The 19,519-nt window shown below is 61.6% G+C and carries 20 protein-coding genes; 2 read left to right on the forward strand and 18 right to left on the reverse strand.

The window, feature by feature from the left end; all coding sequences use genetic code 11:
* Nucleotides 1-6: 6 nt before the first annotated feature.
* From A9K65_RS22470 to A9K65_RS22510, 9 genes are all read right to left on the reverse strand, one after another.
* Nucleotides 7-1,086, reverse strand: coding sequence for an ABC transporter ATP-binding protein (locus A9K65_RS22470; RefSeq protein WP_064995842.1), 1,080 nt, complete (start codon nt 1,084-1,086; stop codon nt 7-9).
* A gap of 42 nt (nt 1,087-1,128) precedes the next feature.
* A complete protein-coding gene (gene glpD / locus A9K65_RS22475) occupies nt 1,129-2,655 on the reverse strand; it encodes a glycerol-3-phosphate dehydrogenase (protein ID WP_013531813.1) in 1,527 nt (508 codons plus the stop codon).
* 127 nt (nt 2,656-2,782) lie between these two features.
* On the reverse strand, nt 2,783-3,550 hold the full coding sequence (locus tag A9K65_RS22480) for a DeoR/GlpR family DNA-binding transcription regulator (protein WP_013531814.1): 768 nt from the start codon (nt 3,548-3,550) through the stop codon (nt 2,783-2,785).
* A 78-nt stretch (nt 3,551-3,628) separates the two neighbouring features.
* The gene (locus A9K65_RS22485) at nt 3,629-5,038 is read right to left on the reverse strand and encodes an aspartate aminotransferase family protein (RefSeq protein ID WP_064995841.1); all 1,410 of its coding nucleotides are present in this window, start codon (nt 5,036-5,038) and stop codon (nt 3,629-3,631) included.
* A gap of 100 nt (nt 5,039-5,138) precedes the next feature.
* Nucleotides 5,139-5,870, reverse strand: coding sequence for a peptidase (locus tag A9K65_RS22490; RefSeq protein ID WP_064995840.1), 732 nt, complete (start codon nt 5,868-5,870; stop codon nt 5,139-5,141).
* 131 nt (nt 5,871-6,001) lie between these two features.
* Entirely contained in the window at nt 6,002-6,796 is a 795-nt protein-coding gene (locus A9K65_RS22495; protein WP_064995839.1) for a transglutaminase family protein, read from the reverse strand.
* A gap of 85 nt (nt 6,797-6,881) precedes the next feature.
* Nucleotides 6,882-7,823 carry an alpha-E domain-containing protein gene (locus A9K65_RS22500; RefSeq protein WP_024503501.1) on the reverse strand — a complete coding sequence of 314 codons (942 nt, stop codon included), beginning with the start codon at nt 7,821-7,823 and terminating at the stop codon, nt 6,882-6,884.
* 133 nt (nt 7,824-7,956) lie between these two features.
* Nucleotides 7,957-9,369 carry a circularly permuted type 2 ATP-grasp protein gene (locus A9K65_RS22505; RefSeq protein ID WP_024503502.1) on the reverse strand — a complete coding sequence of 471 codons (1,413 nt, stop codon included), beginning with the start codon at nt 9,367-9,369 and terminating at the stop codon, nt 7,957-7,959.
* A gap of 171 nt (nt 9,370-9,540) precedes the next feature.
* A complete protein-coding gene (locus A9K65_RS22510; protein ID WP_010909609.1) occupies nt 9,541-9,777 on the reverse strand; it encodes an Lrp/AsnC family transcriptional regulator in 237 nt (78 codons plus the stop codon).
* A gap of 263 nt (nt 9,778-10,040) precedes the next feature.
* Between A9K65_RS22510 and A9K65_RS22515 the strand changes: the two genes are divergently transcribed.
* A complete protein-coding gene (locus A9K65_RS22515; protein WP_064995838.1) occupies nt 10,041-10,460 on the forward strand; it encodes a DUF4864 domain-containing protein in 420 nt (139 codons plus the stop codon).
* Between the two features lie 4 nt (nt 10,461-10,464).
* On the opposite strand, the gene tgt is transcribed toward A9K65_RS22515, so the two are convergent.
* From tgt to coaD, 7 genes are all read right to left on the reverse strand, one after another.
* A complete protein-coding gene (gene tgt / locus A9K65_RS22520; protein ID WP_024503503.1) occupies nt 10,465-11,595 on the reverse strand; it encodes a tRNA guanosine(34) transglycosylase Tgt in 1,131 nt (376 codons plus the stop codon).
* Nucleotides 11,588-11,857: a hypothetical protein gene (locus A9K65_RS22525; protein ID WP_013531822.1), complete on the reverse strand. Its 270-nt coding sequence runs from the start codon at nt 11,855-11,857 to the stop codon at nt 11,588-11,590. Before A9K65_RS22525 ends, tgt begins: the two co-directional genes overlap by 8 nt.
* On the reverse strand, nt 11,847-12,935 hold the full coding sequence (gene queA, locus A9K65_RS22530; RefSeq protein WP_024503505.1) for a tRNA preQ1(34) S-adenosylmethionine ribosyltransferase-isomerase QueA: 1,089 nt from the start codon (nt 12,933-12,935) through the stop codon (nt 11,847-11,849). Before queA ends, A9K65_RS22525 begins: the two co-directional genes overlap by 11 nt.
* Nucleotides 12,935-13,384 carry a DMT family transporter gene (locus A9K65_RS22535; RefSeq protein WP_013531824.1) on the reverse strand — a complete coding sequence of 150 codons (450 nt, stop codon included), beginning with the start codon at nt 13,382-13,384 and terminating at the stop codon, nt 12,935-12,937. The genes queA and A9K65_RS22535 overlap by 1 nt, the downstream gene beginning before the upstream one ends.
* A gap of 12 nt (nt 13,385-13,396) precedes the next feature.
* Complete coding sequence (locus A9K65_RS22540) at nt 13,397-13,909, reverse strand: peptidylprolyl isomerase (RefSeq protein WP_013531825.1); 513 nt, start codon at nt 13,907-13,909, stop codon at nt 13,397-13,399.
* Nucleotides 13,910-13,949: 40 nt separating this feature from the next.
* Nucleotides 13,950-14,444: a peptidylprolyl isomerase gene (locus A9K65_RS22545; protein WP_245322126.1), complete on the reverse strand. Its 495-nt coding sequence runs from the start codon at nt 14,442-14,444 to the stop codon at nt 13,950-13,952.
* 109 nt (nt 14,445-14,553) lie between these two features.
* Nucleotides 14,554-15,054, reverse strand: a complete 501-nt coding sequence (gene coaD / locus A9K65_RS22550) for a pantetheine-phosphate adenylyltransferase (RefSeq protein WP_013531827.1) — start codon at nt 15,052-15,054, stop codon at nt 14,554-14,556.
* Nucleotides 15,055-15,376: 322 nt separating this feature from the next.
* On the opposite strand from coaD, the gene A9K65_RS22555 reads away from it, so the two are divergent.
* Nucleotides 15,377-15,529, forward strand: a complete 153-nt coding sequence (locus A9K65_RS22555) for a hypothetical protein (protein ID WP_081714296.1) — start codon at nt 15,377-15,379, stop codon at nt 15,527-15,529.
* 69 nt (nt 15,530-15,598) lie between these two features.
* Here A9K65_RS22555 and gyrA read toward each other — a convergent pair whose 3' ends face one another.
* Together gyrA and A9K65_RS22565 are read right to left on the reverse strand one after the other, a co-directional pair.
* Nucleotides 15,599-18,400 (reverse strand): DNA gyrase subunit A, encoded by a 2,802-nt coding sequence (gene gyrA / locus A9K65_RS22560; protein WP_013531829.1) that lies wholly within the window; start codon nt 18,398-18,400, stop codon nt 15,599-15,601.
* 220 nt (nt 18,401-18,620) lie between these two features.
* The gene (locus A9K65_RS22565) at nt 18,621-19,442 is read right to left on the reverse strand and encodes an AraC family transcriptional regulator (RefSeq protein WP_064995836.1); all 822 of its coding nucleotides are present in this window, start codon (nt 19,440-19,442) and stop codon (nt 18,621-18,623) included.
* Nucleotides 19,443-19,519 lie beyond the last annotated feature (77 nt).

Genomic DNA, 19,519 nt, shown 5'->3' on the forward strand with positions numbered 1-19,519 from the left:
TTCCCCTCAAGCCGCCAGCTTCGGCGCGGCCACGGCACGGCCGTGCTCGTCGAAGACCATGATGTGGCGCGGATCAATGAACACCTCGATCTCGGCGTCGGGTTCGAAGTCGCGGATGCCGTGGCTCAGCATCACCCAGCGTGCATCCGCGAAATCGAGATGGATGAAGCTTTCCGAGCCAGTGATTTCGGTGATCGTCACCTTGGCGCGCACCGGCACAGCGGTGGCATTGGGCCGATCGAGCGACAGGTGATGCGGCTGAAAACCGACCGTATACATGGCATCGGCAATGCCGGCGAGATCGGCGGGCACCGGCAGTTTGACCCCACCTTCGAGCAGGAAATCCCCCCCTTTCTTGGCCAGCACGATGGTGTTGAGCGGCGGGTCGGCGAAAGTCTTGGCCGTCACCAGATCGACCGGTTTGCGGAACACGTCGATGGTCGGTCCGAACTGGGTGATGCGCCCTTCGGAAAGCGTCGCCGTGTTGCCGCCGAGCAGCAGCGCTTCGTGCGGCTCGGTCGTGGCGTAGACGAAGATGGTGCCGGCGGCGGCGAAGATCCTGGGCAATTCGGCGCGCAGTTCCTCGCGCAATTTGTAGTCGAGATTGGCGAGCGGTTCGTCGAGCAGCACCAGGCTGGCGTTCTTGACGATGGCGCGCGCCAGTGCGGTGCGCTGCTGCTGGCCACCGGACAGGCTCAGCGGCGTGCGGTCGAGATAGGGCGTCAGCTTGAGAAGTGCTGCGGCATGGCGCACTTCCTTGTCGATCTTCGCCTGATCGGTTCCCGCCACCCTGAGCGGCGAGGCGATGTTCTCGTAGACGGTCATCGCCGGATAGTTGATGAACTGCTGGTAGACCATGGCGATCTTGCGCTTCTGCACCGGCACGCCGGTGACATTCTGGCCGTCGAACCAGATCGAACCGGAGGTTGGCACGTCGAGGCCGGCCATCAGCCGCATCAGGCTGGTCTTGCCCGAAAGCGTCGGTCCGAGCAGGACATTGAGCGAGCCGTGCTGGAGCGTCAGCGACACATCGCTTATATGCGCGACAGCACCGACCGTCTTGGTGACGTTTCTCAGTTCCAGCATGACGCCTCCTCCCAGGCCTTCCGCATCAGCTCAAACCCCTCTTCATTCGGCAGCCGCGACATGGCGCCGGCTTATGCCGTGCATGAATTCATCGAGAGCCGCCACCTGCTCGCGGCTGAGATGCAGACCGCGCTTGGTACGGCGCCACAATACATCTTCCGATGTGACGGCCCATTCGTTTTGAACGAGATAGCGCACCTCGGCCTCGTAGAGATCGGCGCCGAAGTTGCGGCCGAGATCGACGTTCGATTTGGCCAGCCCCAGCAGCATCCTTGCGCGGGTGCCATAGAGCCGGGTCAGCCGGCGAGCCAGGCGCGCGTCGAGGAACGGATAGGCAGTCTTCAGTTTCGCCACTTCGGCATCGAAACCGGTGGCCGGGAAATCGCCGCCCGGCAACGGCGCGTTTGCCGTCCACGGCTTGCCGCGTTTACCCAGAAAACCCTCGATCTTTTCCAGCATCGATTCCGACAGCCGGCGATAGGTGGTGATCTTGCCGCCGAAGGCGTTGACGATCGGGGCGGCACCCTCGCCGCCATCGGCCTTGAGCACATAGTCGCGCGTCGCTTCCTGCGCCTTGGAGGCTCCGTCATCATAGAGCGGACGGACGGCGGAATAGGTCCAGACGATGTCCGAGCGCTTGACGGCTTCAGCGAAATATTCGCTTGCTGCGGCGCAGAGATAGTCGATCTCGGTGTCGCTGATCCTCACGTCATGCGGATCACCGGGATAATCCTGGTCCGTGGTGCCGATCAGGGTGAACTCTTCCTCGTAGGGAATGGCGAAGATGATTCGACCATCCCTGTTCTGGAAGAAATAGGCGCGCGGATCGTCGAACTTCCTGGCGATGACGATGTGGCTGCCCTGCACGAGGCGGACATTGTGCACATCGTTGAGGCCGACGACGCCGGAAAGCACATGATCGACCCAGGGGCCGGCGGCATTGACCAGCAGGCGCGCCTTGATCTCCTCGGTCTCGCCGGTCTGCAGATCCTCGACCTGGACCGTCCACAAGCCGTTTTCGCGGCGCGCGCCGGTCACTTTCGTGCGGGTGCGGACCGTTGCGCCGCGGTCGGCCGCATCACGTGCATTCAGCGCCACCAGCCGCGCATCATTGACCCAGCCATCCGAATATTCGAAGGCCTTCTTGAATAGCGGCTTCAAAGGCTTGCCGGCCGGATCCCTGGCCATGTCCAGCGTCCGGGTCGCCGGCAGCAATTTGCGCCCGCCAATGTGGTCGTAGAGGAAGAGACCGAGCCTGATCAGCCAGGCCGGGCGCAGGCCCTTGGCATAGGGCAGCACGAAGCGCATCGGCCAGATGATGTGCGGCGCGTTCTTCCACAGAACCTCGCGCTCCATCAGTGCCTCGCGCACCAGGCGGAATTCGTAGAATTCGAGGTAGCGCAGGCCGCCATGAATCAATTTGGTCGAGCCCGAGGAGGTCCCGCTGGCGAGGTCGTTCATCTCGGCGAGAAAGACGGAAAAGCCACGCCCGACGGCGTCGCGGGCGATACCGCAGCCATTGATGCCGCCGCCTATGACGAAAATGTCACGGATCGGAGATGCGTCCACAAATTCCTCCAGCGATTTCGCATTGCACCATTTTTGGGCTTTTACGAAACCGTGTCGGAATTATTTCGAAATGATAACGAATGTCAAACGAAATATCACGGGCGCGTGATATCAGCTGAAAAACCGCCTAGGCGAGCGACGTCTCGATCAGCTGAACCTCGGCCTCCTGGCAGATCTTGCGCACCGAGGGGATGTCGCAGCGGTCGGTGATGAAGGTGTTGACCTGCGACAGATGGCCGATGCGCACCGGTGCGGTTCGCTCGAATTTGGTCTGGTCGGAAACCAGGATGACATGCCTTGCATTGGCGATGATCGCCTGCGCCACCTTGACCTCGCGAAAATCGAAGTCGAGCAAGGCGCCGTCATGGTCGATGGCGGATGCGCCGATCACCGCGTAATCGACCTTGAACTGCCTGATGAAATCGACCGCCGCCTCGCCGACCACACCGCCATCGGAACCGCGCACGACACCACCGGCGATCACCACTTCGATCGACGGATATATCCGCATCCTATTGGCAACATTGATGTTATTGGTGATGACCATGAGACCGTTGTGATCGAGCAACGCCTTGCTGACCGACTCGGTCGTGGTGCCGATGTTGATGAACAGCGAGGCGTTGTCGGGGATCAGCCTGGCTGCCGCACGGCCGATCGCCTCCTTCTCGTCGGCGGCAATCTTGCGTCTCGCCTCATATTCCATGTTCTCGATGCCGGAGGGGTACAGCGCGCCGCCATGGATGCGCGAGAGCAGCCGCTGGTCGCACAAATCGTTGAGGTCCTTGCGTATGGTCTGCGGCGTCACATTGAAGTGGTTGGCCAGATCATCGACCAGCACGCGGCCGTGATCCTTGGCCATCTGGATAATCTCGGCATGGCGCGGCGACAGATACATGGGCAACCTCCCGTTTTCGTTTTTCTTGTCTATAGTCGAAAACGAAACCGATGAAAAGGCATAAGCCGGCTAACGAAATCAGCGACCCAGGCCACGTGCGATTTCAGTAATCACCACAAAAGCCGTTTCGACATCGGCGGCGGTCGCCTCGAACTGTCCGACCTGGAACCGGATTGCGATCCGTCCATCAACCTTCGTCTGCGTCAGGTAGATGCGGCCATCGTCGTTGATCGCATTGACAAGGCGCAGATTGTGCTCGTCCCCGTCGGTTGCGGTCTTGTGCCGGAACGAGAACAACGACAGCATCGGTTCGCTGACGATCTGGAAATCCGGCTCCCTTGCCAGCCGCGCCGCCAGCCCTTCGCTCCACGCGACATGATTGCGGATCATCGTGCGCAGGCGTTCCAGGCCATGGGCGCGCAGCAGGAACCATAATTTCAACGCGCGAAATCGCCTGCCGAGCGGTACCGACCATTCGGAATAGTTGATGATGCCGTCATGACCGTGCGTCTTCAGATAATCCGGCTTGATGGCCAGCGTCCTGACATGGCTTTCAGGGTCGCGCAGGAACTGGATCGAGCAGTCGAACTGAGCGCCCAGCCATTTGTGCGGATTGAAAACGATCGAATCGGCGCCTTCGACGCCTGTCCAGAAATGCCGATATTCCGGACAGATCATCGCCGATCCCGCCCAGGCGGCATCGACATGGAGATAAAGCCCATGCCGCCGTGCCACCTCGGCAACCGCAGCAATGTCGTCGGTGCCGCCAGTGCTGGTGCCGCCGACGCAAGCGATGATGCCCGCCGGCAGCATGCCGGCTTCCCGGTCGGCGACGATTGCCGCCTCGAGCGCGGCCGTGTCCATGGCGCGAAAGCGGCCGCTGACGGGAATGCGCACGAGATTGTCCTCGCCGATGCCGGACACCCAGATCGCCCGGTCGATCGACGTGTGCACCTGGTCGGAGGAGTAGATGCGCAGCCGCGCCTGCCCTGCCAGGCCCTGTTTGTTGCCTTGCCAGTCGAGTGCCCGTTCGCGCATGGTCAGCACCGCGGCCAACGTCGCCGATGAGGCTGAATCCTGGATTACGCCCGAGAAGCCTTCCGGCAGACCGAGCGCCTGGCGCATCCAGTCGACGGTGCGCGTTTCGAGTTCGGTCGCCGCCGGCGACGTCTGCCACAGCATGCATTGCGCGGCCATCGCCGAAACCAGATATTCCGCCACCACCGAAACCGGCGCCGCATTGGCCGGGAAATAGGCGAAGAAGCGCGGATGCTGCCAATGCGTCATTCCCGGCAGGATCTTCTCTTCGAAATCGGCGAAGATCCGGTCCATCGGTTCGGCGTCTTCGGGCGGCGAAACCTCGATGCTTCTGGAAATGGCGCCGGGTTCTACCAGTGGCCGCACGGGGCGGTCGCGCAGATTGTTGCGATAGTCAGCGCCCCAGTCGGCGGCCCGCCGCGACCATTGCCGGAAATCATCATTGTTCATCCTGTCCTCCCGACATGATCCATCGCTACCATCCGTCGCGGTTGGTCTCTTATTAATTAACGCGTGAAATATATGCAACCAGCAACGGATGCCGCACGCCTCAGCCAGGGAAATCCGGCAGGCTGGCAAAAGCCGTCTTCAGCGCATTCGACCAGCCGTCGGAGATCGTGCGGTAATACTGGTCGTCCTGGCCGATCCGCTTCTTCAATCCGACCTTGAAAGCGTCCTTCTCCAGGAAGAGCAGGTCGAGCGGCAAGCCGACAGACAGGTTCGACTTCAACGTCGAATCGAAAGACACCAAAAGCAGCTTCACCGTCTCGGCGAGGCTCATCGTCTTTTCGTAGGCGCGGATGATGATCGGCTTGCCGTATTTGGTCTCGCCTATCTGGAAGAACGGCGTGTCATCGGTCGATTCGATGAAATTGCCTTCGGGATAGATCATGAACAGGCGCGGCTCGCTGTCCTTGATCTGACCGCCGAGGATGAAGGACGCATTGAAATAGGAATCCGCCTTCTCGCCAGCGGGTGACGAATTGGCGATAACCTCCTTGACCGTGTCGCCAACAATGCGGACCGTTTGGTACATCGACGGCGTTTCGAGCAGTGTGGAATGTCTTTCGGAGATTGCCTTGGTGCGCTCGTCAAGCAGGCTGACCACGGCCTGCGTCGTCGCCAGATTGCCCGCCGACATCAAAACGATGACGCGTTCGCCCGGCTCTTCCCAGACATGCATCTTGCGAAAGGTGGAGATGGAATCCATGCCTGCATTGGTGCGCGTGTCGGACATGAACACGAGCCCGCGATCGATCTTCAGGCCAACGCAATAGGTCATGGAATCTCTTCTAGAGCAATTCCAGGAAAAGTGTGAAGCGGTTTTCCGTCCGGAATTGCGTTAAAACAAAGGGATAGCGCGGTTCGGGTTCCTTGAAACGATGAATCGCTCGGCAGCAATCTTGCGGAGGATTACTGCTCCACCGTGACGGTGACCGCAAGCTGTTCTTCCGCCTGTCCCAGCCGAATTCCCGACACCGGCGTGGCGTCGCGGTAATCGCGGCCCGTCGCCACCTTTACATAGCGCTCGTCGGGCGAGATGCCATTGGCGGCATCGAAGGCAACCCAGCCGAGACCCGAAACATGCGCTTCGGCCCAGGCATGGCTGGCCGCCTGCTCGACCGTCGCATCCAGCATCAGATAGCCGCTGACATAGCGGGCCGGAAAGCCCATGGCACGGGCGGCGGCGGCAAAGATATGGGTATGATCCTGGCAGACCCCGGTCTTGAGCGCCAAGGCTTCCTCCGCCGGCGTCGTCGCATTTGTCGTGCCGGGCGTGTAGGCGACGCGCTCTCCGATGACAGCCATCAGCCGGTGCAGCCGTTCGATGTCGCTGCCCTTGCCAACCGATGCGGCGAGTTCGCGGATACTGCTGCCGATCACCGTCAATGGTGTCTCATGGCTGTACAGCCAGAGCGGCGTGAAGCCCTGGTGTGGCCCCGAGACGCCCGCGGTGTCGCGCGTCACCACTTCGCCCGACGCCTCCACCGTGATGAAGTCGCGCTCGCCCTCGACGCTCAACAGCCTTGTGTCGTTGCCGAAATGGTCGACAAAGCGGACCTCTTCGCGCGCGCCTTCGATCGCCAGAGCCCAGGACAGAACGGTCTGCGTCGACCCGCTGACTGGAAGCAGCCGCAGCCGCTGCAACAGATAGTGCACCGGCGTATCGTAACGGTACTCAGTTCGGTGGGTAATCTTCAGCCGCATGCTTCTATTCCGTTTGTGAGCGCGATCTCCGGACAAACGGTTTCCGTTTGTCTAAGAAAACCGGCTCCACCTTTCGGGACCATGCTCAATTGAACCGATAATCTTGTGCGATTTCGTCGCCCAGCTTGGTGTTGTCGCGAATGAAATTGGCCAGGAATTCATGCAGCCCGGTATCGAAGATATCCTTGATCGACCCGGCTCTCAGCATTGTCTGCGTCTTCTCGGCCGTTGCGTGGCAGGCATGGCGCTCGCCGTAATCGTCGCCGAGGAATTTCAGATGCTCCGACAGGAAGCGATAGCAGAACATCAGCGAACGCGGCATGCGGACATTGAGGATCAGATAGTCGGCAATGTTGGTCGGCTTGTAATCAGCATCGTAGACCCAGCGATAGGAGCGATGCGCCGAGACCGAACGCAGGATCGATTCCCACTGATAATTGTCGAGCGTCGAGCCAACCCAGGAGATCGACGGCAGCAGCACATAATATTTCACGTCGAGGATGCGCGCCGTGTTGTCGGCGCGCTCGACGTAAGTGCCGAGTTGCGAGAAGTCGAAGATCTCGTTGCGCAGCATGGTGCCGTAGAACGAGCCGCGGATCAGCGCCGTCTCGCGCTTGATGGCGTCGAGCACGCTTGGCAGGTCGCGCTCGTCGATCGGCTTGGCCAGCATCCGCTTCAGCGCCATCCAGGCTTCGTTGATGCTTTCCCAGGTCTCGCGCGTCAGCGCGGTGCGCACCATGCGGGCATTGTTGCGGGCTGTCTCGATGGACGACATCGTGCTCGATGGGTTCGACGTGTCGCGCAACAGGAAGTCGGCGACATTGGCGGCGGTATAGTCGGAATATTTCTGGCTGAAGGTGACGTCGGAACCAGCGCTGAGCAGCACCGAATTCCACTCTTCCGAGGCGCTTTGGGTGCGGGTCAGCGCCATGCGCAGGCCGGCATCGACCAAGCGCGCCATGTTTTCCGCCCGCTCGATATAGCGGTTCATCCAATAGAGCCCGTTTGCGGTGCGGCCTAAAAGCATGAAGTGGCCCTTCGGGCTAGTGAGTAGCGAATAGTGAGCAGTGAATATTAAGCAATTGAATCTCAATGAAATATGGCATTTCCTGTCCCTCTATTTCCGCTACTGACTACTGACTATTCCCTACTCACTCGTCTCAATCATCCAACACCCAAGTATCTTTCGTCCCGCCGCCCTGCGACGAGTTCACAACCAGCGAACCTTCCTTCAACGCGACGCGTGTGAGGCCCCCAGGCACGATCTGGATGCGGTCGGAGACCAGCACATAGGGCCTGAGATCGACGTGGCGCGGCGCCAGCCCTTTTTCCGTCAGGATCGGGCATGTCGACAGCGCCAGCGTCGGCTGGGCAATATAATTCGATGGCTTGGCCGCCAACTTCTTGGCGAAGGTCTCGCATTCCTTCTTGGTTGCCGCAGGCCCGACCAGCATGCCGTAGCCGCCGGAACCGTGCACTTCCTTGATCACCAGCTCGTCGATGTGTTCGAGCACGTATTTCAGGCTGTCGGGCTCCGAGCAGCGCCAGGTCGGAATGTTGCCCAGGATTGCCTTGCGACCGGTGTAGAACTCGATGATCTCGGGCATGTAGGAATAGATCGCCTTGTCGTCGGCTATGCCGGTGCCCGGCGCATTGGCGATGGTGATGTTGCCGGCGCGATAGACATCCATGATGCCGGGTATGCCGAGAGCGGAATCCGGACGGAACGTCAACGGGTCCAGGAACGAATCGTCGACGCGGCGGTAGAGCACATCGATCTGCTTGTAGCCTTCCGTCGTGCGCATCGCGACATGGCCGTCGACCACGCGCAGGTCCTGGCCTTCGACCAACTGCACGCCCATCTGGTCGGCAAGGAAGGCGTGTTCGAAATAGGCGGAGTTAAAGCTGCCGGGCGTCAGCACCGCAATGGTCGGCGCACCTTTGGTGCTTTGCGGCCGCACCGCCGCCAGCGACTGGCGCAGAAGCTGCGGGTAGTTTTCCACCGGCCGCACCTTGATCTTCTGGAACAGCTCGGGGAACAGCTGCATCATCGTCTCGCGGTTCTCCAGCATGTAGGAGACGCCCGACGGCGTGCGCGCATTGTCCTCCAGCACGTAGAACTCGTCCTCCGAGATGCGGACGATGTCGACGCCGATGATGTGGGTATAGACGCCGGCCGGCGGCCTGACCCCGATCATCTCCGGCAGGAATGCCTCATTCCTGGCGATCAATTCCCTGGGGACGCGCCCTGCCCGCAGGATTTCCTGGCGATGGTAGATGTCGTCGAGGAAGGCGTTCAGCGCCTGCACGCGCTGCTCGATGCCCTGCGTGAGGCGCCGCCATTCATTGCCTGAAATGATGCGGGGAACGATGTCGAACGGGATCAGCCGCTCGGAGGCTTCTTGCTCACCATAGACGGCGAAGGTGATGCCGGTCTTGCGGAAGACGCGTTCAGCGTCCTGCATCTTCTCGGTCAGCCTGGCTGGATCCTGCTCCTTCAGCCAGCGATCATACGCCGAATACGGTCTTCTCAATCCGGAGACTTCCGGAAGCATTTCATCGAACGCTGCCAATCGCATACTCCCCTGTGACGCCATTTCACTGGCGTCGCCGGAGAAAATCAAGCGCAATCGGTGATTTGGGAGATACGGGCGATCAGTATGTTGCGCCTGCCTAAAATTGAGGCAGCTGAAATATGACCTTGATCAGCCTTTGCCTCGTGCCCGGGCAAATGCGTTTACCGGCTAGAAAGCACGGAACGTGACGACGGTGAACGTGTCCTTGATGCCGGGGAGAATCTGCACCTTTTCGTTGACGAAATGGCCGACGTCTTCCTCGTCGTCGACATAGAATTTGGCGAGCAGATCGTAGTTGCCGGCGGTGGAGTAGATTTCCGAGGCGATCTCGGCATCGGCAAGCGCGCTGGCAACCTCATAGGATTTGCCGAGCTCGCATTTGATCTGCACGAAAAACGCCTTCATGGCTTCGTCCCGCTAAACGTCCAAGTCCAGCGGCCCTTCTGGCAGACTGGAGGCGGGCTTTCAAGCGCTGGAATCCGTACTCTGCCGGCCCAGGCCTGGGCTGCGACCTGCCGCAGCTCTCCGCCAGCATGCAACCTGCCGCCGAGCGCCAGCGATTATTCGCGATCGCTGAAACCGCGATGCGCTGCCAAGCGTATGTTATGATGCGTCTTCGGACAGCACCATTTCAAGGAAAGATGTTTCGCGGGACACGGAGACAGGCCATGCGCCGCGCCTTTTTCGCATTCGCAGTCGTTCCATTCCTCTGCGTGTCGTCGGCATTGGCCGGCGATGCCGAGATCAAGGCAGGCCAGTCCGTCATCGACGGTCAGCTAAAGGCCCTCATCGCCAATGACGGCGCCACCGCCTACAGCTTCGCCGCCCCGAATGTGAAGCGGATCTTCCCGACCGTCGATGCCTTCATGAACATGGTGACCAACGGCTATCCGCCGGTGCGCAAGCCGCAGACTTATTCCTTCGGCAAGGTCGAGGAGACCGGTCCGGGTTCGATCGTCCAGCAGGTGCTGATCGTCGGCCCCGATGGCAAGGATTACGAGGCGGTCTATACGCTGCAGCAGCAGCCCGACGGCACGTTCCAGATCACCGGCTGCAGCCTGCGCGCCTCGAATTCGCTCGGCACTTGAGGCCTTACAGCAACGGGATATCGCCCCTCGCCCAGCCCTCGGTGATTTCGGCGCCGCGCGCCTCGAAGGTGCCAGCTTCGATCGCAGCGCGGATGTCCTGCATCAGTTTCTGGTAGTAGGACAGGTTGTTCCACGTCAAAAGCATGGCGCCGAGCGCTTCCTGCGAGCGCACCAGATGATGCAGATAGGCGCGTGAGTAGTCCCGGGCGGCCGGGCAGTCGCTTTCCTCGTCCAGTGGGCGCGGATCGTCAGCATGGCGGGCGTTGCGCAGATTTACCTTGCCGCGCCTTGTATAGGCGAGGCCGTGGCGGCCGGCCCGTGTCGGCATCACGCAGTCGAACATGTCGATGCCGCGCGCCACCGATTTCAGGATATCGTCAGGCGTGCCGACGCCCATCAGATAGCGCGGTTTGTCCGCCGGCAGCTCCGGACAGGTGATGTCGAGCATCTCGAGCATCACCGCTTGCGGTTCGCCGACGGCCAGGCCGCCGACCGCATAGCCCTTCAACTCCATCGCGCTCAGCGCCTGCGCCGAACGCACCCGCAGCGCTGCGTTGTCGCCGCCTTGCACGATGCCGAACATCGCCTTGCCCGGCTGGTCGCCGAACGCCGTCTTGCAGCGCTCGGCCCAGCGCAGCGACAGCTCCATGGCGCGCTCGATCTCCTTCATTTCGGCCGGCAGCGCCGTGCATTCGTCGAGCTGCATCTGGATATCGGAATCGAGCAGCCCCTGAATCTCGATGGACCGCTCCGGCGACATCTCGTAGGCGGCGCCATCGATATGCGAGCGGAAGGTGACGCCCTTTTCGGTCAGCTTTCTCAGCTTCGACAGCGACATTACCTGGAAACCGCCACTGTCGGTCAGGATCGGATGCGGCCAGCGGGCGAATTCATGCAAGCCGCCGAGCCGCGCCACACGCTCGGCGCCTGGCCGCAGCATCAGATGGTAGGTGTTGCCAAGGATGATGTCGGCGCCGACGCCGCGCACCTGGTCCATATACATCGTCTTGACGGTACCGCCGGTGCCGACCGGCATGAAGGCCGGCGTGCGGATTTCGCCGCGCGGCATGTCGATCACGCCGCGCCGCGCCTTGCCGTCGATTGCCAGAACCTTGAAGCTGAACTGCTTAGCCATTGAATTCCTTGTCGTGGACCGGGGCGTCCGGCGCCTGCTTGTCGAGCGACTGGCGGTAGTGGATGCAGCCGCGCATGAATTTTGGCCAGGGCGGCACGGCGATCGATGGTTCGGTTTTTTCCGGCAGCAGGTCCCACAGATCGGGGTGATGCCAGCACAATTCATGGCCGGTGGAATCGCGGTGCTGGCGAATGCCGGCGCGCAGTTTTTTCACTTCCGCGATCAGCGCATCGCGGTCAAAGGCTTGCAGATCATCGTCCATCGCTCGTCTCCGCTCGGAAAAGCAGGCTTGCGTCGCCATAGGAATAGAATCTGTAACGGTTCTCGATCGCATGGGCATAGGCCGCGCGCATCGTGTCGAGGCCGCTGAAGGCCGAAACCAGCATGAACAGAGTCGAGCGCGGCAGATGGAAATTGGTCATCAGCATGTCGGCGGTGCGAAAACGGTAGCCGGGCGTGATGAAGATATCGGTCGGGCCGGACCACGCAGCCAGAGTACCGTCCTCACGCGCCGCACTCTCCAGCAGACGCAGCGAGGTCGTGCCGACAGCAACGATGCGCCCGCCCCTTGCTCTTGCGGCATTCAGGGCGTCCGCAGTGGCTTCGCTGACCGACCCGGTCTCGGCATGCATCTTGTGGTCGGCGGTGTCGTCCGCCTTCACCGGCAGGAACGTACCGGCGCCGACATGCAAGGTGACGAAGCGGCGTTCGACGCCTTTGGCGTCAAGCGCTGCAAAAAGCTCCGGCGTGAAATGCAGGCCCGCTGTCGGAGCCGCGACGGCGCCCTCCTCGCTTGCATAGATGGTCTGGTAATCGGCCCGGTCGCGTTCGTCATCGTCGCGTTTCGAGGCGATATAGGGTGGCAGCGGAATATGGCCTACCGCGTGCAGCGCCTCGTCGAGGAACGGCCCCGACAGGTCGAAGCCAAGCAGCGCCTCGCCGCCCTCGCCTTTCTCGATCACCGTGGCGTCGAGCTGGCCGAGGAAACAGGAATTGCCGTCATGGCCGAAATGGATGCGGTCGCCGGCGGCAATGCGCTTGCCCGGCCGCATGAAGGCCAGCCAGCGGTCCGGCGCCATGCGCATATGCAGCGTGGCTTCGACCTGCGCCGTCGCCTCGCCCCGCCGCCTTATGCCTTTGAGCTGCGCCGGAATGACCTTGGTGTCGTTGAACACCAGCACGTCGCCGGCACTGAGCAAGGACGGCAGGTCGCCAACCGTCCGGTCCTCGAGCCCTTCGCCGGGCTTGACCAGAAGCATCTTGGCGCTGTCACGCGGCTGCGCCGGGCGGAGCGCGATGCGCTCCTCCGGCAGCTCGAAGTCAAAGAGATCGACGCGCATCAGTAGAGCCGGACGAGCAGCGCTCCGGCCAAGAGCAGCACCGCGCCGGCAACGCGTCCCAGCGAGATTTCACGCACCGCGACGCCGAGGAAGCCGACGCGGTCGATGAGCATGCCGGCCAGCAACTGGCCGGCGACCAGAAACGCCATCAGCGCGGCAGCACCTATGCGTGGCGTCAGGATCGTCGACAGCGTGACATAGAAACCGCCGAGCATGCCGCCGGCCACGAACAGCCAGGGCGCCGGCGCTTTCCAGTCGAGCGAGATGCCTTGCAGCTTCACCACCGTAACGGAGATAATGCCGAGCACGATCGCGCCCGACAGGAACGAAAACGCAGCCGCCGCGACCGGGAGACCCAGGCCGCGCGCCAGCTGCGAATTGATCGGCGCCTGAATGGCAATGAAGGCGCCGGATAGGATGCCGAGAAGCGACCAGACGACGCCCATCATTGTCGTTTGCCCTTACTTGACGTCGGCCGCGACCTTCAGCGACACGATCTTGTCGGGATCCTGCACCGGCTCGCCGCGCTTGATCTTGTCGACATTGTCCATGCCTTCGATGACCTGGCCCCAGACCGTGTATTGGCGGTTGAGGAAGGCGGCGTCGTCGAAGCAGATGAAGAACTGCGAATTGGCCGAGTTCGGGTTCTGCGAACGGGCCATCGAGCAGGTGCCGCGGCCATGGTTGGCGTTGGAAAATTCGGCCTTCAGGTCCGGCTTCTCAGAGCCGCCCATGCCCGCACGGGACGGCGCGAAGGAAGGCTTGCTCGAATTGCCGAACTTGACGTCGCCGGTCTGGGCCATGAAGCCTTCGATGACGCGGTGGAAGACCACGCCGTCATAGGCGCCTTCCCTAGCCAGTTCCTTGATGCGGGAGACGTGGCCCGGCGCCAGGTCGGGGAAAAGTTCGATGACGACCGTGCCCTTGGTCGTTTCCATGATGAGCGCGTTCTCGCGGTCCTTGATTTCGGCCATGTCAGATATCCTTTTGAGAAAACAGAGTTATTTGACAATTTTACTTGTCTGCGGCGATGCGCACCTTGATCATCCGGTCGGGGTCGGAGACCGTGCCGTTGTCCGCCTGGTCGCCCTTCTTGATGTGATCCACCAGTTCCATACCGCTGACGACATTGCCGACGATGGTGTACTGGCCGTCGAGCGGCGGTGCCGGAGCGAACATGATGAAGAACTGCGAATTGGCCGAATTGGGGTCCTGCGAGCGGGCCATGCCGACCACGCCGCGCTTGTAATGTTCGGTCTGCGAGAATTCGGCGGGCAGGTCGGGCAGGTCGGAACCGCCAGTGCCGACGGCCTCGGCGCTGAAACCTTTTTTCATATTGCCGAACTTGACGTCGCCGGTCTGCGCCATGAAGCCGTCTATGACGCGGTGGAAGGCGACGTGGTCATAGGCGCCTTGGCGCACCAGCTTCTTGATCTGCTCGACATGCTTTGGCGCCAGATCGGGCCGAAGCGCAATGGTGACGTCTCCGTCCTTCAGCGTGATGATCATGGTGTTTTCCGGGTCAGCGGCGAAGGCCGAGACCGATGCGGTCACAAGGCCGGCAAGCACAACGAGGAACGAGGCGAGCTTTTTCAGCTGCATATCTATCTCCGGAATCTTATTTCGCGAATTTGGCGGTGAGCGCACCGGCAACCGCCGCCGGCACGAAGGGGCGGATGTTGCCTCCCATAGAGGCAATCTGGCGGACAAGTGTGGCGGTAATGGTGCGCACGGACGGGCTGGCGGGCAGAAAAACCGTCTGCAACTCAGGTGCCATAGTCTCGTTCATGCCGGCCATCTGCATCTCATAGTCGAGGTCGGTGCCGTCGCGCAGGCCGCGGATCATGATCGAGGCGCCGTGCTTCCTGGCGGCGTCGATGACCAGCCCGTCGAAGGCGACGACCTTGATACGGGCACCATCGCTGCCGAATTCCGCCTTCGCCGCGGTCTCGATCAGCTTCACCCGCTCCTCGAAGGAAAACAGCGGCTGCTTGCCCGGATGGATGCCGATCGCCGCATAGACGATGTCGGCCACGGCCAGCGAAGCCTTCAGCACATCGAGATGGCCGTTGGTCAGCGGGTCGAAGGAGCCGGCATAGAGGGCGATGCGTTCGGTCATGGCAGGTGCTTCTAATGCATGATCCCAAAAAGTGGAAACCGGTTTTTGCGGACAAACGGTTTTTCGTTTGTCCTAGAGATCATGCTCAAATGAAAGCTAGAGCCTGTTCCATCTTCCGTCCACCAAGATGGAACAGGCTCTAGCGAGCCTCTCTCGCAAAGGCAAACCCGATCGGCGCGCCGGCCGTGAACCTTTTCCGGCACATGAACGACAGATGAACACGCTGATCACGAAGCCTTCACGCAGCGTTCACTAGGTTGCACCTTAATTAGATGAAACCAAAATCCCATCTATCCGTTGTTAGGCGCAGGAGAACACGCACATGCTGATCTACATGCTCGCCACCGCAATGACCGTCGCCATGCTGATCGCCACCGTATTTGGGCTGCATCAGGAGGCACAACGCATCCGCGTCAAGGCAAACACCAAGCGCTTCGAAGGCTTCGGCCCGCGTAAGCCATATCGCCACTACTGATAAAGCCTGAACTTGCTGCCGCGCCGGCCAGCTGGCCGGCGTTGCCATGTCAAAACCTGGGTGCCGGACTTAGTCCGCACCCTCCGGACCGGCGTCAGACGCCGCAGCGGCATCGGCACCGCCCTCGACGGTCTCTTCGCTTTCTTCGTCCGCTTGCGGTTCAGAGATCCGCTCGACCGAAACCACCTTTTCGCCTTCAGCCGTGTTGAAGATGGTCACGCCCTTGGTGGCGCGGCTGGCGAAACGAATGCCGTTGACCGGCACCCGGATGACGGTGCCGCCGTCCGACACCAGCATGATCTGGTCGTCATTGCCGACCGGGAAGGTCGCCACCAGCCTGCCAATCTCGGCTGCCTTCGACACGTCGGTGGCGCGAATGCCCTTGCCGCCGCGTCCGGTCAGCCGGAAATCATAGGACGACGAACGCTTGCCGTAGCCGAATTCGGTCACCGTCAGCACGTACTGTTCGTGCGCCTTGAGTTCTTCGTATCGGCTGTCGGAAAGCTCTGTCTCCTCTCCGATCTCCTCATTGGTCAGCGCGATCTCTTCCTCTTCTCCGGCCGTTTCCGTGGCAAGCCGCCGCTCCGCCGCCGCGCGCTTCAGGTAAGCGGCGCGTTCCGCCGGCGAAGCATCGACATGCTCTATCACCGACATCGAGATGATGCGGTCGGTCTCGGCCATGGTTATGCCGCGCACACCGACCGAATTGCGGCTCTGGAAGACGCGCACGTCGCCGACGGAGAAGCGTATGCACTGGCCGGAACTGGCGGTCAGCAGCACGTCGTCCTTGTCGGTGCAGGTTTCGACGCCGAGGATCTCGTCGCCTTCTTCCTCCAGCTTCATGGCGATCTTGCCGTTGCGGTTGACCTGGACGAAGTCGGATAGATCGTTGCGGCGCACGGTGCCACGCGTGGTGGCGAACATGACGTAGAGTTCGCCCCAGCTGGCCTCGTCCTCGGGCAGCGGCATGATGGTGGTGATGCGCTCGCCCTGCTCCAGCGGCAGCATGTTGATCAGCGCCTTGCCGCGTGACTGCGGATTGCCGATCGGCAGCCGCCAGACCTTTTCCTTGTAGACGATGCCGCGCGAGGAGAAGAACAGCACCGGCGTATGGGTGTTGGCGACGAACAGCCGGGTGACGAAATCCTCTTCCTTGGTCGACATGCCGGAGCGGCCTTTGCCGCCGCGGCGCTGCGCCCGGTAGAGCGACAGCGGCACGCGCTTGATGTAGCCGGAATGGCTCACCGTCACGACCATGTCTTCGCGCTGGATCAGATCCTCGTCTTCCATGTCCGAACCGCCGTCGGTAAGCTCGGTGCGGCGCGGCGTGCCGAACTCGTCGCGCACGGCGGCAAGCTCGTCCTTGACGATCTGCTGGACGCGCGCGCGGGAAGACAAAATGTCCAGATAATCGATGATTTCGGCGCCGATCGTGTTCAACTCGTCGGCGATCTCGTCGCGGCCGAGCGCGGTCAGGCGCTGCAGGCGCAGCTCGAGGATGGCGCGCGCCTGCTCCTCGGACAGATTGTAGGTACCGTCCTCGTTGATCCGGTGGCGTGGGTCATCGATCAGGAGGATCAGAGATTCCACGTCGCCAGAGGGCCAGCGCCGCTCCATCAACTGCTCACGCGCCGTCTGCGGATCCGGCGCGGTGCGGATCAGCTTGATGACTTCGTCGATGTTGGCGACTGCGATAGCGAGACCGACCAGCACATGGGCGCGATCGCGCGCCTTGCGCAGCAGGAACTTCGTCCGCCTTGTGATCACCTCCTCGCGGAAGGCGACGAAAGCCTTCAGCATATCGGTCAGGTTCATCACTTCCGGCTTGCCGCCATTCAGCGCCACCATATTGGCGCCGAAAGAGGTCTGCAGCGGCGTGAAGCGGTAGAGCTGATTGAGGATGACGTCGGCAACGGCGTCGCGCTTCAGCTCGATGACGACCCGGTAGCCCTGGCGGTCGCTCTCGTCGCGGATATCGGAAATGCCCTCGATGCGCTTGTCGCGCACCAGCTCAGCCATCTTCTCGATCATCGACGACTTGTTCACCTGGTAGGGAACTTCGGTGATGATGATGGACTCGCGGTCGTTGCCGCGCTGTTCGATGTTGACGCGCCCGCGCATGACGATGGAGCCGCGGCCGGTCGAATAGGCGCTGTAAATGCCCGAACGGCCAAGCACGATGCCACCGGTCGGAAAATCAGGGCCAGGAATGATCTCCATCAGCGCCGGCAGGTCGATCGCCGGATTGTCGATGATGGCGATGGCGCCATTGCAGACTTCACCGAGATTGTGCGGCGGGATGTTGGTCGCCATGCCGACGGCGATGCCGCCCGAGCCATTGACCAGAAGGTTGGGAAAACGTGCCGGCAGAACCTTCGGTTCGCTGCCGGAAGCATCATACGTGTCCTGGAAATCGACCGTATCCTTGTCGATATCCTCCAGGAGCTCGTGCGCGACCTTGGTCAGCCGCGCTTCCGTGTAGCGCATCGCCGCAGGCGGATCGCCGTCGATGGAGCCGAAATTGCCCTGCCCGTCGATCAACGGAACGCGCAACGACCAGTCCTGCGCCATGCGCACCAAGGCGTCATAGATGGAAGCATCGCCATGCGGATGGTATTTACCCATCACGTCGGCGACAGGACGCGCCGACTTCACATATTTGCGGTTCCAATGGTAGCCGCTCTCATGGGCGGCGAAGAGAATGCGGCGATGCACCGGCTTCAGGCCGTCGCGCACGTCCGGCAGCGCACGGCTGACGATCACGCTCATGGCGTAATCGAGATAGGAGCGCTGCATCTCCTCGACGATGGATATCGGCTCGATGCCGGTGGGGCCGCCGTCGGCGCCGCGCGGTGTCTTCTGGTCGGTCAAATCGGATCACAATCTAATCAGGAATCACTTGGTGCTTATATAGGAAGCAAGCCCGAAACTCCAACCTTCACGGCACTTTTCCAGTGTCATTTTTGATGGTAATTTCAAATGGATACCGATGATTGCGACGATATGGCCAAGGCGGTTTTCACCGCCCTGACGCAAAAGCCTGCGTGTCTGCCTTGCGGTGCACCGGGTCGCTTCACCAAGCAGAAACGACCTATGCGCCACGGCGGCTGCGATACTGGCTTGGCGTCTGCCCCATGATCCGCCGAAAACGACGATTGAAGGTCGACAGATCGCTGAAGCCAGCGCCGAAAGCGATCGCGGAAACCGTATCGTCCGACATGCGTAGCCGCACCGCGGCCCTGTGCAATCGCGTCCTGAGCAGGAATTGGTAGGGGGTCATGCCCGCCACCTGCCGGAAGATGCGCAGGAAATGATACGGACTGGTCGCCGTCCCATCGGCAAGCGCTGAAAGGGAAACCGGCCCGTCGGCATCGAGTTCGATCCACCGCACTGCCTCGGCCACCCGCTTCTGGTCGCGGCGGCTCGGCGCGCGCCTGACATGCGTAGCGCCAGAGGCTGTGGCCACGGCAGCACCGGCCATGCGGAGGGAAAGTTCCTCGAAGGCGTCGATGTCGGCCGTCTCGCGCGCGGTCTCCGCCTCGGCCAGGAGTGGCGCCAGGACCGGCAAAGGCGGCAGGCGCGCCGCCTCGAAAGCCAGCTTCCTGGCGCCCGGCACGCCAGCCGCGATCCGCTCCATGTAGGACGGCCTGAAATGGAACGAGAGGCAACGATCGCCGCCGCCATGCTCGTGCCCGCATTCGTAACATGTGCCGGGATTGCCGAGCAGGAGCGCGCCGGGCGCCAGCATCGCCGTTCCTTGTTGGGCGCGGTAGCGGAACGTGCCGCTGGTGACTGCAGCCACACAGAAATCCTGATGCGCCTCCTCGAACGGCCGGCCGGCGCCGGCCGTGCAGATCACATCCGTCACATGCCAGCCGGCTCCGGATGCGAGACTATGCGTGGTCGTCGTCATGGTCGAAATATAGCAATTTTTCCCAAGCCCAGAACCCCGTAACCGCCTATTCCCTCCCAATCTCCTGACAAGAAGAG

This window comes from Mesorhizobium sp. WSM1497, from assembly GCF_001672455.2.
In the GTDB taxonomy this organism is placed as follows: Bacteria; Pseudomonadota; Alphaproteobacteria; order Rhizobiales; family Rhizobiaceae; genus Mesorhizobium; species Mesorhizobium ciceri.